Here is a 14,458-nt window from a genome sequence, read left to right on the forward strand (position 1 = left end):
TGAACGTCGTCGCCTAACAGGCAAGGTTCCGTAGGTCCGTCAGCGGAGCCGGGCACAGGGCTCGGCTCCGTATTCACTGAGCCGGTACTACTTCCTGGGAGCAGAGATCTTGTTTCTTCCCGTGAAATACCGGAAGAATGATGATCGACTGGGGATTGATTCGGAGCTTGTCCATGCGCGGGGTGCAAGCGGCTTTGGCTGCGTTGATCTTGACCGGTTCAATCACTTCTGCCCTCGCCGATAATAATTCTCCCTTCATCTATTTTGCCACCGACGATCCTTTCGCTGCCGGTCAACCGACGAAGAATGACATCTATATTTTTGGTGGCGTCTTTGCGACCGGATCCTTCGGGGACACCATAAACATCTTCGGCGCCGACTATACCAACAATTAAATGATCGGAGCTGCCTATGGCCGTGACTTCGCCGATGTTGGCGCTGGTTTCATTCTTGGCGGTGTGACTGGGGCTGCCATAAGGTTTGGCGAGGACGACGATACATCCGGTGAACTTTGGGTCGGGGTGCGGCTTCGCCACCAGGGCCTTGTCATCGGCGATCTGGCGATTGCGCCGGCGCTGACGGCCGGATTGAGTGCCGTTGCGGGCGTCACCAAGATCGAGCGCGCTCGCGAAATCTATTACGACGGCGATGCATCGTTCCTTGGTTTTATCGGCGTGGAGCTTTCTTTCAGGCTGAGGCAGGCCCCCAATTTTGAACTTGTCTATCAGCTCCACCACAGATCCGGTGCCGGTGGTACGTTTGGAAACATGGGAGAGGGTTCCAACGCGAATACTGTTGGAGTGCGTTATCGCTTCTAGTGGCAAAACCGAAGGTTTGGTACCCGCAATGGAATACCCCCCTCTCGACCGGCCGATGATGCCGCTCTTGGTGTCGGCGGTCGTCCCGAAGACAGACCGGTGGGGTCGGTCTGGAGTGAGTGTCGTCGGCATGTTCCCAACTTCCCCGGACGAGGTCGGGCAAGGCATGGACATGATGATGAAGCCCGTCGTCTGGGACACTCGCTATGCCGGGCTGATGTTCGTCATGTGGTGGGGTCATGATGATCGCAATGATGCTGCCCAACGCGGCAGCAATGATTTTGCTTTACGACGTTGTCGACCGCTGGTTGCGCTCGATGTCGGGTTTTCGGGCGGGAAAATTTGTCCGGAAACGTCGGTCATGGGACCGACTTGCGCCATAGTGCACTCGAAACCCGAGATTCCGGAACGAGTCGATCTTTCGCGTTCTTCTGAGGTCACAAGAGGGTGGAAACTTGCCGTATGGGGCGCCTATTGGGACGACGTAATCGCGGCAGGGAACGGACGTCGCCCCGCATATGCGCTGAGGCTCGCTCACTCTAGCGCCGGGTAACTCCGCTATGAAGCTTACGGGCGCGCCTTAGCCGCCGCGCTTGAGCATCTCGATGATGGTTCAACCCCACAGAATCACACAGGACGGTGGTCGTCGAGCGAGTTTTTCAGAGCCTATTAATGTGCAACTTGGGAAGCTGCCGACATCAATTCTTTGGGATTTGGAGCCCGGCATACATTTTGGCCTTCCTCTTCAGCTTCCGTGAAGCTCCAGCGCACAACGCCTTCCCGATCGAGCAAGAACTCGCCGATAAGCGGCATGTGACCGGCGATCATAATCTGCCGGTCGGCCTCCGTAATTTTGTACCCGTCCTTTTTCTCAAGAAAGTCGCCCGCCGCAGCCGGGTTCATCGGCTCGGGCAACTCCCCCGGCAGATCGATCCGCATTGTCATGACCGCGTCCATACCGAGCTTGTGCGGCCATTCGGTTTCATTCTCCGTGAGCTCGAGGATGGGTAAACCGAAGGCGCGGTGTGAAGCGCCCTCCGGGTCGGATGCGCTAAGAAGATCGGGTAGCGGATGGTAACGGAAGTAGAGCCGCGCACGTTCGACCGGCGTCTTGATTACTGCGAGACATTCTATGCCTTTCTCCTTCAGAGCCGGATTGAGCTGCGCCATCGCCGCGACATGGCGCCGGCAGAATGGACAATGCAGGCCTCGAAACAAACCGACCAGTAACGGGCTACGGCCTCGAAAATCGTCGAGCGCGATCTTGCCTTCGCGCGAGATCGCGTCGAGCACAATATTCGGTGCCCGGTCGCCGAGCTGCAGCGGGCGGTCGATACTACTCGTGGACATGGACAACCTCCTCGCCTCGGATCAGTCAAGAAAACGTGGCACACCAGCGCTTCTGAGTTGAACCAGTGTTGGGCGCAAACTTCCTGCGCCAAGGCAAAGTGACGTTCGGCCTCTGCCATTGCCGAGGTGGAGATCAAGCGTCGCAACTCCATCATAACACGGAAAACGCATCTGCGGGTCGCCCGTTTCTCGCGCTGTCTTGAGCGGCTCTGTAGTAGCTAACCGCCAGCCTGGCGGCCTCGATGTGACCGGACGCTAAATGTGGCGACCTAACACAGAGCACGCCGCAATACTTGCGCTGGAGGTCAGGTTCCCGACCTCGTTTTGGACGCTCAAGTCTGCAACGATCAGGGTCCGCAAGGGGTCGAACCTTGCCGATCAGGCAGCGGCGAAACGCCTACCGTGAATCTGTGTCCCAATGATGCACAGGGGCCTTGCTGTCGAAGGAGAAGCTCCTGCCCGGGGATATACCGGCCGGTCTTGGCCAGGGGGAGGGCGACGGCGAAGAGGGCGAGCCAACGACAGGCGTCGTTGAGGATGACGTAATCCGTGTCGACGATCTGGAACTCGAGCCCGAACCTCTCTTGCATCTCGACGCGCCACTTTTCCTTCAAAGAGGCCGGGCAAAGCACTAGGACGGTGCGGGCGCGATGACGCAGGAGCATCTCTTGAACGACGAGCCCCACTATGGGCTGCTGGCCAGCGCGCACGCCAAGACCAACATCGCGCGCGCTCGCGAGCTTCTCGCCGCGCCCCCGCCCAAGGCCGAGTGCGGCGGATCCGATAGCGCCGATGCGGCCGCCCCAACCGACTGGCGGCCGCCGTGTCCGTGCTGCGGCGGGCGCATGATCATCATCGAGACCTTCGAGCGCGGCGGCGATGCCAGAGCGCCCCCGTCCGGCAGCTCGACAAGCAGAGCCCGAGCATCATGATCATGCCCCGCTCGTCACCGCGCATTATCTTTGCCGAGGGATCTTATCGTCCCCGGATGGACGGCTTCGTGCGCCGCCGCCCGCCAACACGAACCTCACAGCTCGCCACGCCGAAATCGCCCGTCCGGCAACCACAACGCCGCGGCATGCGCCGCATCCGCGAGGCTGGATCCGCCGTCAACAGCGTCATTCCCCTCCGCCAGCCGCGTCACTTCGACCACAACACACCAAGCACAAACGCTAAATCCCCATAGCGCCGGAACCGAGCCTCCATCCCGCGGGTTCGTTCCCTGGAGGCTTTCGGGCGCCGGCCCCGGCGCTAGGCCAACACGTGGATGGCCGGCATCCGAAACCCATCACAAAAGCGGACACGGCTAATCGACGAACAGTTGCACAGCTGGACAATCCTAGATCATCAAAGCCGGATCAAATGGGCATTTTGTCAGGTTTTCAAACCCGCTGTCCGTGATCAAAACCTGTTCTTCGAGCTTCACGCCTTCACGGCCGCCAACGGCACCGATATAGGCCTCAACGCACAACGTCATCCCCGGCTCGAGGACATAGTCGAATGCTCCCGGGATAAAGTCTTGAGGATAGAGGATGGCGGGATATTCGTCGCATAGGCCGATGCCATGCATCATGACGCCATATCGCTGATCGACGAACTCCGCAGGGAGCTTGTGGCCGCGCTCGGTTAGTTCGTTGAATGATACTCCAGCTTTGAGCATCGCCATGTTGGTCATCACGTGCTCGTACGCGATGGCGTGTAGCCTTCGCTGTTCGTCGGTTGGCCTACCGTCGCCGCAATACCAAGTGCGCGAAAAATCCGCACACATGCCATAAGGCCCGACCATGTCGGTGTCGAAGGCGACCAGATCCCCTGGTATTGTGCGTCGAGGGCCGGCTTCTTGCATCCACGGGTTCGTGCGTGGGCCGGAAGTCAAAATGCGCGTTTCGATCCACTCGCCGCCGCGGGCGATGTTTTCGGCATGAAGAACCGACCACAATTCTGTTTCGGCTATGCCTGGCCGCAAACGCTCGCGCATCTTGCCAACGGCGATTTCGCATGTGGCTAGCGAGCAGCGCATCGCGTTGATCTCGTCGACACCCTTGATGGCCCTCGCATGCTCCATGAGTTGCATCCCGTTGCAGACCTCGATGCCGACTGCTTCCATCGCGCGCAGGCCGGGAATTTCGATTTTGTCGACGGCAAGACGTCGGTTCTTGCCGGCACAGCGTCGCATTAATTCATCGATCTGCCCCGCGAATTGTTTGGCGATTGGTTCCTCTGCATCGCCGGCAACGAAATAGTAGAAGCCCGCCCCTCCGTCTCGGATTTCGTTGATGAGCGGCAGGTAAGTCGAAAGATGACTGCAGCGGTGAAAGTCCCAGAGAACGACATACCCGTCCGCTGACACGAACACGGCTCGCGACGGATTGTGCATGGTCCAGATATGCATGTTCGAGGAGTCGGTCGCGTATCGAATGTTCAGCGGATCGAAACAAAGCACGCCGGCGTAATCCCGTTGGCGCAGCTGTTGCACGATGCGGTTTAGCCGGGTTTTCCTCATCCGTTCCACGTTAGGGGCAGTGAGTCCTAGCTGCTCCCATTCAGCAAAAGCTACGTCAGTCGGGCCGATTTCCACTCGATCGTTGTTGTCGATGGTCCCGTCCGCCTTCAGTGCCGTTGCGCCTCGCGTAGGATCAATCTTGTGATTCACGATCGAAAACGAAGACATCATGATGTTTCCAACTGCCGAATATGCGTGTCGGTGGTCCTACCGCGTTCACTGTCATCGCTGAAGATCAGGATCGACAAGCGCTCGGATTCGCACCGAACGTTTGCCGGAAGCACTTCGAGAAATGTGATGCCGATGCGAAACCACATGCGATTGCGATCTCGACCACGGGCAATTCTGTCTGTTCAATGAGGCGCTTGGCGCGGCTAAGTCTCAAATGCAGGTAGAATCGCATGGGAGACGAGGCAATCGACCGCTGGAAAAGCCGTTCGATTTGACGCTGTGAGCGGCCGACGCATTTTGCGATGTAGCGGAGCGGCAGTGGGTCCTCAATGTGCTCCTCCATGATTCGAATCACGTCTGCCAGCGCCTTGCAGATGCCGGTTTCACCAGCATTGACAGTCCATTGTCTGTCCGAAGCAGGGCGCCAATGCCCGGCTGTCGTATGTCGGCAGACAGCTAAAGCGATGTCTCTGCCAAGGCGCTCACTGATCAGCTCCATAACGAGGTCGAAGGACGCGAATTCTCCTGCGCAAGTCACGAAGTATGGATCACGAACGAACAGTCGGTCGGTCACCTCAAGGCTGCCAAACTTTTCAGACAGGGCGGCCCTCTTGTCCCAATGGATTGTGCAAGCGGTATCGTCGAGCAACCCGCTTTCCGCCAGCAGCCATGTCGCGGTCCCCAACGCCGCGATTGGAACCCCGTGCCGCTTGCAAAGCCGAAGAATCTTCGTGAGGGAAGTCGACATCTGCTTTTGGACCCACTCGCCCGCGCAGACGATGACCATGCTTGGTCCCTTGCCGGACTGAATGCATTGTCCAGTGCCAGCAAAATTGCTGTCGACCGAAAGGATGAACCCACTGGCGCATTCAACCGGCTGGCCATCCGGGCTCGCAATCGTCCACTCGAAGGAGGATCGGCCGGAGATGGAATTGGCAAGGCGAGGCGGATCCACGAAGGATGAAAGGCCGAGCTGGGAAAATCCCGGAAGTGCAAGAATAACCAGTCGGTACACGTCTTGGGTATCGATCACCTGCCGGCTGGCATTCCATCCCACGATCCGCGAACGGTCTCCCGCTGAAAATGGCGCATTCATAAGGTCATACATCCTCGTTGATGGTGATCAACATGGGCGGTAGCGTTGGCACCAGCGTCTTGCAGGATGGACGCTGCCGCCATCAACTGCGCGTGTTGTGCTTGCGCTTCATGAAGTCCTTGGCGGTCTCGACCGCTACCGCAGCGTCGCGGCAATAGGCGTCGGCGCCGACGGCCTTGCCGAACTCCTCATTGAGAGGCGCACCGCCGACCAGCACGACATAGTCGTCGCGGATGCCTTTTTCCTTCATCGTGTCGATGACCACCTTCATGTAGGGCATGGTGGTGGTGAGCAGCGCCGACATGCCGACGATGTCTGGCTTATGCTCCTCAATCGCTGCCATATATTTCTCGACCGCATTGTTGATGCCGAGATCGATGACGTCGAAGCCAGCACCCTCCATCATCATGCCGACAAGGTTCTTGCCGATGTCGTGGATGTCGCCCTTAACGGTGCCGATAACGATCTTGCCCTGCTTCGGCGCGCCGGTGGCGATGAGCAGCGGTCGCAGGATGAACATGCCGGCCTTCATCGCGTTGGCCGAGAGCAGCACTTCCGGTACGAACAGGATGCCGTCGCGAAAATCCTCGCCGACGATACGCATGCCTTCGACAAGCGCCTCGGTCAGAACCGTATAGGGCTGCCAGCCGCGCTCGAGAAGGATGTGCGTTCCTTGCTCGATTTCTTCCTTCAGGCCGTCATAGAGGTCGTCGTGCATCTGCTGCACGAGTTCCTCATCGGAAAGCTCGGAAAGGATGATCTCTTCGTCAGCCATTTGGTAATCGTACCCGATCTGCGAATTCAAAAGATCGGTACCTCTTCGTGACGAAGGGGCACCGACCAGGCTTCCGGCTCAGCCCTGGGAGTTGATCAGGCTGCCAGCCAGACCTTCTGCAGATCCATCTGGAAAGTCTGATGGATCGCGTAGTTCTGGACCTTCTTGCTCATGTGACCAAAGAGGCTCTGCCAGAATGGCTGGATGATCACGCCGGAGTCCTGCAAGATGGTTTCGAGGTCCTTCATAAGTTCTTTCCGCTTGGCGGGATCGCTGACCGAGAACGCCGTTTTGAGCTTGGCATCGAAATCAGGATTAGAGTAGGCGGTCTCATTCCATGCCTCGCCGGTCCGGTAAGCCAGGCCCAAAACCTGCACGCCCAGCGGCCGCATGTACCAGACGGTCAATGAATAAGGGTACTTCGACCAGTCGTTCCAGAACGTCGAACCTGGAAGAACCGTGCGCTTCACCTTGAACCCAGCCTCACGCAACTGGGCCGCAATCGCATCGCCGGTATTCTTCTGCCACTCCTCGTCGATCGAGATCAACTCGTGCTCGAAGTCCGCGTGTCCCGACTCTGCCATCAGCTTCTTGGCGCCATCGAGATCGCGAGCCTTCTTCGGCAACGCATAGTATTCAGGGTGGATTGGGCTGACATGGTGGTTCTCACCGACGGTGCCGCGGCCATTGTAGCCGAGTTGAAGAACGGCATTGTTGTCAACTGCCATCTGAAGGGCGTTGCGGACCTTCTTGTCGTCATACGGTTTGTTCGTGGTGTTGGTGCGGCATACCAGCGTCGTCGCGGTGGCGACCTCAGACTTGACCACGTCCATCTTGTTCAGGATGTCGATGAAGTCCGCCGGCGTTTCGAGGTTCATGTCGACCTCGCCGGAGTCGAACGCTGACACAGTCGCCTGGAAGTCGGTTCCATAGTCAATGAACTGTACGCCATCGAGCAGGGCCTCGCCGCCCCACCACTTACCATTGGTGCGGCGCCTCACCTCAGCCTTGCTGCCGACCGAGTATGAGACGAGCTCGAATGCTCCGGTGCCGATCGGCTTCTTGATCGGATCGGCGCCATCCTTGTCGAAGTCGCGATGCACAATCAGTCCCGGATAGTCGGTGAAGTTGGCGATGATCGCGATATCGGGTTGGCTGAGCTTAAGCTTGACCGTGTGGTCGTCGACCTTGACGATTGCCCCATCTCGCGCTTTGCCGGTTTTGGCGTCCATCAGGGCTCCGACACGGGACGCCATTGAATTGCCCGATACACCCTTGTCGCACCAGCGAGTGATATTGAAGACCACGTCATCGGCGTCGAACGCGTCGCCGTTGTTCCAAGTGACGCCCTTGCGGACGTGGAGCGTATACTCGGTGGCGTCGTCGTTGACCTCCCAGCTTTCGAGCAGGACGGGTTCGAACGTGAACTTGTGCGTGTAAGTCACGAGGGGCTCGAGCCAGCTCCGTGTAATGTTGGCCATTTCCACCCAGTCGTAGGTGCGGGGATCCTTCTGCGCCTTGACAGGCATGGAGACGCGTAGGGTGCCGCCCTTGTTTGGTTCGGCTGCACGCGCCGTTTGGGGCAGGGCCACTCCAATCAGGCCATAAGCCATCGCTGCGGAGGCGCCGAAGGTGCTTGCGAGCGCCAGAAACTCGCGCCTATCCATCCTGCCAGCCTTGACCTCACCCGCCATTTCCTCGATCGCAGCGGGTATGCGGTCCCCATTGCTTTTGAAAAATCCCATTTCGTTCTCCCTTGTTGTGTTCCCGTTTCATTGACTTTGTTGGTCGAGTCGGAGGCAGAGCGTCAGGCAATGCTTGGCGAAATCTCCTCCTGGCGTTTCGCCACAAAAGCATCGAGCTCCTCGCGCACGGCAGGGTCCATCGGCGGTTGCTCGTAGCTCGCGATGATCGATTTCGCCTTCTCACGGCAGCGCTGCGCCATGTCCTTGGAGCCTTTGACCTTCCACTGCTCGTAGCTGAGGTAATCGAGGATCTCCGGCGCGAAGAATGCGTCCTTGAAGCGCTTGAGTGTGAAGGAATCTCCGAGATAGTGGCCGCCGGGACCGATGCGCCGCACGGCCTCGAGAGCGTCGTCGAAATGCTCGAAAGAAATCCCCTGCGCGTATTTTTCGATCAGCAGGTTCTGTTCAGCATCGGCGACAAACTTCGCCATGCAGCACACGAGGCCAGCCTCATCCCAGCCGCCCGCATGCATCATCAGGTTCGCGCATGCGCTCGCTCCCGACATGTAAGCGATCGCCGACTCGTATCCGGACTGAGCATCAAAGGTCTTGGCGGACGACTGGGATGCAGTCGTTCGCCACGGCAAGCCATACCGCCTTGCCAGTTGGCCGATGACGGCGTTGATGAGAGTGACTTCGGGCATGCCGGACATCGGAGCGCCGCTGCGCATCGACACCGAGACCGAATATTGCCCATAGATCATTTTGGCGCCGGGCCTGACCAGCTGGGTGTAGGCGAGCGCTGCGAGCGCCTCGGCGTTCAACTGCGCGATTGTGGCCGGGATGTCGGCGGGAGTGTTTGCGGCGCCGAGCACAAAAGGCGACAGCAGGACGACCTGGTTCGCCTCGACGAAAGCGCGGAGCCCTTCCAGCATGGTCGAATCCCAGACCAGCGGCGAGTTTCCCGACACGTGACCGAGCATCACCGCGTTCTGATCCATAAAGGCCTTGCCGTGGACGATCTGCCCCATGGCGATCGAGTCCTCGGCTCGCTGCTTCCCGGTCGTCAGACCGAAGAAGGGCATGTTCGTTTCCACCAGGCTCGAATGGTTGATGTGCAGATGGCGCCATGGAACAGCGATGTCGGTCGGTTCACAGGTGAACCCGCCGGCGATATGGAAGCCGGGGAGCATCTGGGTCAGCCGGTTCATGTTCCGCAGATCCTCGATCGTGGATGCGCGTCGCACACCCTGAAGGTCCCGGACGTTTGGCGCGCCTTGCATGGCGCTGAAAGTCATTGTGTTTGGCGCGATCTCGAAACGCTGTAACGGATCGCGAGAAGTCATCTCAAAGCGGGATGGGGCCTTGGAGATGAGATGCATCAGCATCTCGCCGTCGAGGCGCACACGTTGGCCTTGGACATCGGCGCCAGCCTCCTTCCATTGCCGGATCGCCGTCTCATCACGGAATTCGATTCCGATCTCGCGCAGGATCGCCAACGAAGCCTGGTGAATGCGCTCAAGCTGCTCAGCGGTGACGGCCTCCACAGGCCGAATGCCGTACTTGATTGTCGAGACGCGAGGCCTCTTCTCGGATTCCCGGGCAGCTACGACCGACGCGCGTCCTCCGCGGCGCCGGATTACGGGAGAATCAGAGTCCATCATCGCGTTTTCCCAGAGGGGCGCTAAGGTCCCCGTCAACAGAACTTTCTTCGGTCCGCGTACGGAACGCGGCCCTGCTCATTGACGTTGACAATAGGGGCCAACGATCATCCTGAGAATTCGCAAAAGGTTTCGCTGGTGTTAAACTCAGTTTATGCCTGGGTCGACAGCGCAGGGCACTCGCTACCTGGTAAGGACAGCCCGAAAAGCGACGCGGAGGTGGGTATGAGAACCGAGGGAGCGTTGACCGGTAGCCGTCTAGTCTAAGGGCGTAATTCCTTTGACTGAGCGAGGAACCAGTCCACCAGAACCTTGCACCTCTTGTTTTTGCCTGCGTCATCATTGGACAAGAGGAAGAAGGCGCGGTCGGTTTTGATCTCAGTCGCGATGGGCCGAACCAGCAGGCGGTTGTTAAGCAGGTGTTGGGCGGTCAGGGACCATCCCAGCGAGATTCCTTCGCCTGCAAGAGCTGCCTGGAGCGCCAGCTGATAGTCGTTGAATACAATGTTCGGTTTGGTCTCGCTGGCATCTCCGCCTGCAAGCTCGACCCATTCGGGCCAGCTCATTCGCTTGCGAAAGGCATCGGACGAATGAATGAGCTGATGTCGAACCAGCTCATCGACGCTCTTTGGAGCGGGGTGCGCCAGAAGATATGCGGGGGAGCAGACGGGGAAAATGATCTCGTCGCATACGAACCAGCTGTTGACCCTATCAAAATCCCGTGGCCGCACCCATACGGTGACGTCTACTTCATGATCGGGCTCGATGTCCCGATCGGTGCCGACCACCTTGATCTTAACGTCCGGATGCTCTTCCTGGAAATGATAGAGCTGAGGCGCAAGCCAATGTGCCGCGAGGGATGTCGACGCAGCAAAAGTGACGTACTTCGTTCCGCGATCGGAAATGGTTTCAAGCCGCTGTTCCAGACGGCGGAAGCTAGTGCGCACCTCATCGTAGAGCTGCCTGCCAGCCTCCGTCAGCTGCACTCCTCGATTGTCACGGGCAAAGAGCGCGGTCCCGCAATGCTTCTCGAACATCTTGATCGAGTGCGAGACACTCGGTTGCGTCACGCTGAGCTCGCTGGCTGCGCTTTTGAAACTTTGGGTTCGGGCAGCCGCTTCGAAGACAAAAAGCGAATGCGTCGAGGGCACTAGGCTGCGAAGCTTTGACATGAAGCAGATCTATATCAGACGCTATCTTTTCCGTCTACGAGACACCCGCCAACTGGTCTATTTCAAACAGCAAACAACACGACCGCGGATGGTAGCGAAGCCTTCGTCACCGGCCGCCTTAACCCAGCGAGTTGGCAGTGAATTCGTTCAACCGAACAATGACTAAAGAGCGCAAAGTCGTTCAGCCACCCCATCCTGAACCGACTATGTCCGGCTGGTACACTACGGCAGGACCCGAGTTGGCGCTGGTGCCGCAAGAAGGCGACGTTGCGTGTGACTGCCTGGTGATTGGCGGCGGCTGGATGGGGCTGCACGCGGCCCGCCGATTTGCCGAACTCAACCCGCAGTCTTCGGTTGTCCTGGTAGACGCTGGCCGGATTGGGAACAATGCGTCCGGACGGTGCATGGGTTTCGTCATCGATCTCGCGCACAATCCTCGGAAGCGCGATTTTGTCGAAGACATCAAGGGGAACAAGGAAGAGTTGTTCGTTAACCTGGACGGGATCGCCTACATCCGAAGCGCTGTCGAAGAGCATGGGGTCGATTGCGACTGGGACGCGCAGGGAAAATACCACAGCGCGGCCACCGCTCACGGTGTGGAGGATCTGCACCGCTTTTCGGAGGCGCTGGATAAGCTTGGGCAGAACTACAGCTGGGTCGAGACCCCCGAAATCCAGGCGATCACCGGCAGCAAGCACTACATCAAAGCCTTGCATCATCCTGGCACCGTCTTGGTCCAGCCTGCGAAGTATCTCAAGAACGCGACAAGAAGCCTGCCCGCGAACGTCACCGTTCACGAAAACACCCCCATCGTGGCGGTGCAGTTCGGGGCGCCGAAGCACATCTGCGAGACGCCCGCCGGAACAATCAGAGCTTCGAAGGTCATCATCTGCGCGTCAGGCTATCTGACGAAGTTCGGTTTCTTCGACAACCGCGCAATACCGCTGTACACATTTGCGAGCATGACACGACAGCTCACCGAGAGCGAGCTTTCGCGGGTGGGAAACAAGAAAGCCTACGGACTTATCCCAGCCAACAGCTTCGGCACGACGGTTCGTCGCACGATCGACAACCGGCTTTTCCTTCGCAACGTCTATTCCTATGCGACGGACTTCAAGACCACCACGCAGGACGTGATGAGGGCTCGGGTGCAGCAGCAGATCGCGTTTGATCGGCGGTGGCCGGAGCTGTCGTCGATCGGCTTCGAGGCCAGCTGGGGCGGCCTTCTTACCCTCGCACAAAATGGCGGAATGGTCTTCGGCGAGTTGGCGGAGAAGGTGTACGGCGCTGCATTCTGCAACGGAACTGGCGTCGCGCGAGGAGCAGCCTTCGGCAAGGCCGTAGCCGATCTGGCGTCAGGGCGATCATCGCCGGTAGTCGACATCCTGAAGACGCGCGCAAGTCCCAGCAAGCCCTATCCCAGGCCTGTCACAGCGATGGGCGTTCGCATCCTAACCGCGGTCCGTTTCCGACAGGCCGGCGCTGAAGTCTAGATACAACGAGAGAGATCATGGCGGACCTGAAGGGTATAAATCTGGCAATGCAGACACCGTTCGATGAGAATGGTGCGATCAACTACTCGGTTTTCGAGGAACTGATCGAGAAGTATGTCGCCACAGGCGTTCACGGGTTGGTGCTTGGAGCAGGAACCGGGCAACACCCCTATCTTACCGAGGCCGAGTGCAACCGCCTCTACGAAGTAGGTGCAAAGCGAATAGCTGGTCGCTGCAACGTGATTTGCCAGACCTCGGCTTTGAATATGGACGAAGTCATCAGAAGGTCGCGTCACGCGGAGTCCGTCGGCGCCGACGCATTGATGGTTCTGCCACCCTACCTGGAGGGCCCGGGAGATGAGCAGGGAATCTTCGACTTCTACAAAGCAATCGACGCTGAAGTAGGTGTCGACCTGGTCGGCTACAATATCCCGCAGGCCACCGGCATTTCGGTTTCGCCACAGCTGTTTGAGCGTCTGAGCCAGTTGAAGAACTTCAACTACATCAAGGACAGCGCAGGGGACTTTACTGTCCATCAGGAGTACCTGCAGACAAGCGGAACGGTGCTCAATGGCTGCGACACCACCACGCTCTACGCTTTGATGGCCGGGGCACGCGGCGTCATATGGGGTGGTGCGAATTACATGCCTTCTGAAGCGGTCGAGCTATATAGATTAGTGGACCGCAAGGAATACGAACAGGCGCTAACCCTCTGGAAGCGCATGTTGCCCTCGTTGCTCTTTATCTGGAGGTCGCCCTATACGCCGTCGGTACTTCGAGCGGCGCAACTGCGCGGCTACGGAACAGGTAATGTTCGCAGTCCATTGAGAAAGCTCTCCGCAGATCAGGAAGCGCAGCTTCGCCGTTCGCTGGAACCGTTGGGCGTGTAAGGCGCAGAGAGGCGAGGGCTTCGTGAGAATCGTTCATGTTGGTGCGAGTGGCGTGATCGGCAAGGCCGTGTCGGCTGAACTCGCCAGGCGCCATGATCTCATCGCTGTCGGCCGAAGCACCGGCGATTTCCAGGCCGATATCGACAATCCCTCGTCCATAAGTCGAATGTTCAGCCAGATCGGCGAGTTCGATGCTCTGATATGCACAGCGGGCGCGGTTCAGTTCGCCCCGCTCGCGGACTTCACCATCGAGCAATACGCAATCGGCTTGCAAAGTAAACTCATGGGGCAGGTGAACCTTGTCAGACTTGGGCTTGAATTCCTTCGTGAGGAAGGATCGTTCACGTTGACCTCCGGTCCAACGAACGACGATCCGATATCGCTCGGAACATCATCCGCGATGGTCAATGGCGCGCTCGAGGGATTTGTCCGAAGTGCTGCAATTGAGCTTCGCCAAGATCGTCGGATCAATCTGGTAAGTCCGACTATGCTCGAGGAGTCCTCTCGGCTCTACAGTCCTTACTTCCAGGGTTCGAAGGCCGTCGCGACCACCGACGTGGTGCTTGGTTACGTCAAAAGTGTCGAAGGCAGGCAAACAGGATGTGTTTACAGGATTGGATGGTCACGAGATCGCTGACCTGAATGTCGCACAACGGGCTGACATGCGAGCCGAAGTGTGCATCGGCGGCCGGTTTGGTTGCTCGCACCGGCATCGGCTTATCCGACATAGATTGGTCTGGTAACGGGAGTAAGACCGCTTGATTATTCCGTCCAAAGCTCGCGCCGTTGTCATTGGCGGCGGCGTCTCCGGCTGCTCGGTCGCCTATCACCTGGCCAAGCTCGA

The 14,458-nt window shown here is 58.5% G+C and carries 13 protein-coding genes and 1 pseudogene; 6 read left to right on the forward strand and 8 right to left on the reverse strand.

What is annotated here, in order from left to right:
- Positions 1–218 precede the first annotated feature (218 nt).
- The gene (locus tag EH240_RS35535; RefSeq protein WP_125007017.1) at positions 219–950 is read right to left on the reverse strand and encodes a hypothetical protein; all 732 of its coding nucleotides are present in this window, start codon (positions 948–950) and stop codon (positions 219–221) included.
- Positions 951–984: 34 nt separating this feature from the next.
- On the opposite strand from EH240_RS35535, the gene EH240_RS35540 reads away from it, so the two are divergent.
- Positions 985–1,371, forward strand: a complete 387-nt coding sequence (locus EH240_RS35540) for a hypothetical protein (RefSeq protein WP_125007018.1) — start codon at positions 985–987, stop codon at positions 1,369–1,371.
- Positions 1,372–1,487: 116 nt separating this feature from the next.
- On the opposite strand, the gene EH240_RS35545 is transcribed toward EH240_RS35540, so the two are convergent.
- Complete coding sequence (locus tag EH240_RS35545; protein WP_125007019.1) at positions 1,488–2,168, reverse strand: peroxiredoxin-like family protein; 681 nt, start codon at positions 2,166–2,168, stop codon at positions 1,488–1,490.
- A gap of 683 nt (positions 2,169–2,851) precedes the next feature.
- Between EH240_RS35545 and EH240_RS35555 the strand changes: the two are divergent.
- Positions 2,852–3,100 (forward strand): annotated as a pseudogene (locus EH240_RS35555) (IS91 family transposase); the annotation flags it as partial.
- A 407-nt stretch (positions 3,101–3,507) separates the two neighbouring features.
- Here EH240_RS35555 and dddP read toward each other — a convergent pair.
- From dddP to EH240_RS35585, 6 genes are all read right to left on the reverse strand, one after another.
- Positions 3,508–4,842 (reverse strand): dimethylsulfonioproprionate lyase DddP, encoded by a 1,335-nt coding sequence (gene dddP, locus EH240_RS35560; protein ID WP_125007021.1) that lies wholly within the window; start codon positions 4,840–4,842, stop codon positions 3,508–3,510.
- A 64-nt stretch (positions 4,843–4,906) separates the two neighbouring features.
- Positions 4,907–5,938: a GlxA family transcriptional regulator gene (locus tag EH240_RS35565; protein ID WP_167484306.1), complete on the reverse strand. Its 1,032-nt coding sequence runs from the start codon at positions 5,936–5,938 to the stop codon at positions 4,907–4,909.
- An 82-nt stretch (positions 5,939–6,020) separates the two neighbouring features.
- Positions 6,021–6,713: a corrinoid protein gene (locus EH240_RS35570; protein WP_125007023.1), complete on the reverse strand. Its 693-nt coding sequence runs from the start codon at positions 6,711–6,713 to the stop codon at positions 6,021–6,023.
- 95 nt (positions 6,714–6,808) lie between these two features.
- Entirely contained in the window at positions 6,809–8,458 is a 1,650-nt protein-coding gene (locus EH240_RS35575) for an ABC transporter substrate-binding protein (protein ID WP_125007024.1), read from the reverse strand.
- A gap of 62 nt (positions 8,459–8,520) precedes the next feature.
- Entirely contained in the window at positions 8,521–10,062 is a 1,542-nt protein-coding gene (locus EH240_RS35580) for a trimethylamine methyltransferase family protein (RefSeq protein ID WP_125007025.1), read from the reverse strand.
- A gap of 260 nt (positions 10,063–10,322) precedes the next feature.
- Entirely contained in the window at positions 10,323–11,231 is a 909-nt protein-coding gene (locus EH240_RS35585) for a LysR substrate-binding domain-containing protein (protein WP_125007026.1), read from the reverse strand.
- Between the two features lie 248 nt (positions 11,232–11,479).
- Between EH240_RS35585 and EH240_RS35590 the strand changes: the two genes are divergently transcribed.
- The 4 genes from EH240_RS35590 to EH240_RS40280 form a co-directional block, all read left to right on the forward strand.
- Positions 11,480–12,724, forward strand: coding sequence for an NAD(P)/FAD-dependent oxidoreductase (locus tag EH240_RS35590; protein ID WP_245436681.1), 1,245 nt, complete (start codon positions 11,480–11,482; stop codon positions 12,722–12,724).
- Positions 12,725–12,741: 17 nt separating this feature from the next.
- Entirely contained in the window at positions 12,742–13,614 is an 873-nt protein-coding gene (locus EH240_RS35595; RefSeq protein WP_125007027.1) for a dihydrodipicolinate synthase family protein, read from the forward strand.
- A gap of 22 nt (positions 13,615–13,636) precedes the next feature.
- Positions 13,637–14,251 carry a short chain dehydrogenase gene (locus EH240_RS35600; protein ID WP_125007028.1) on the forward strand — a complete coding sequence of 205 codons (615 nt, stop codon included), beginning with the start codon at positions 13,637–13,639 and terminating at the stop codon, positions 14,249–14,251.
- A gap of 121 nt (positions 14,252–14,372) precedes the next feature.
- A partial coding sequence (locus EH240_RS40280; protein WP_148101166.1) for an FAD-binding oxidoreductase occupies positions 14,373–14,458 on the forward strand: 86 nt, incomplete at its 3' end.

It is taken from the genome of Mesorhizobium tamadayense (genome assembly GCF_003863365.1).
GTDB classification, from domain to species: Bacteria; Pseudomonadota; Alphaproteobacteria; order Rhizobiales; family Rhizobiaceae; genus Mesorhizobium; species Mesorhizobium tamadayense.

Coding starts and splice junctions, on each gene's coding strand:
- EH240_RS35540 (WP_125007018.1), top strand. CDS start 985: ATGGACATGATGATGAAGCCCGTCGTCTGGGACACTCGCTATGCCGGG.
- EH240_RS35535 (WP_125007017.1), bottom strand. CDS start 950: ATGCCGACGACACTCACTCCAGACCGACCCCACCGGTCTGTCTTCGGG.
- dddP (WP_125007021.1), bottom strand. CDS start 4,842: ATGATGTCTTCGTTTTCGATCGTGAATCACAAGATTGATCCTACGCGA.
- EH240_RS35595 (WP_125007027.1), top strand. CDS start 12,742: ATGGCGGACCTGAAGGGTATAAATCTGGCAATGCAGACACCGTTCGAT.
- EH240_RS35545 (WP_125007019.1), bottom strand. CDS start 2,168: ATGTCCACGAGTAGTATCGACCGCCCGCTGCAGCTCGGCGACCGGGCA.
- EH240_RS35580 (WP_125007025.1), bottom strand. CDS start 10,062: ATGATGGACTCTGATTCTCCCGTAATCCGGCGCCGCGGAGGACGCGCG.
- EH240_RS35565 (WP_167484306.1), bottom strand. CDS start 5,938: ATGAATGCGCCATTTTCAGCGGGAGACCGTTCGCGGATCGTGGGATGG.
- EH240_RS35585 (WP_125007026.1), bottom strand. CDS start 11,231: ATGTCAAAGCTTCGCAGCCTAGTGCCCTCGACGCATTCGCTTTTTGTC.
- EH240_RS35570 (WP_125007023.1), bottom strand. CDS start 6,713: ATGGCTGACGAAGAGATCATCCTTTCCGAGCTTTCCGATGAGGAACTC.
- EH240_RS35575 (WP_125007024.1), bottom strand. CDS start 8,458: ATGGGATTTTTCAAAAGCAATGGGGACCGCATACCCGCTGCGATCGAG.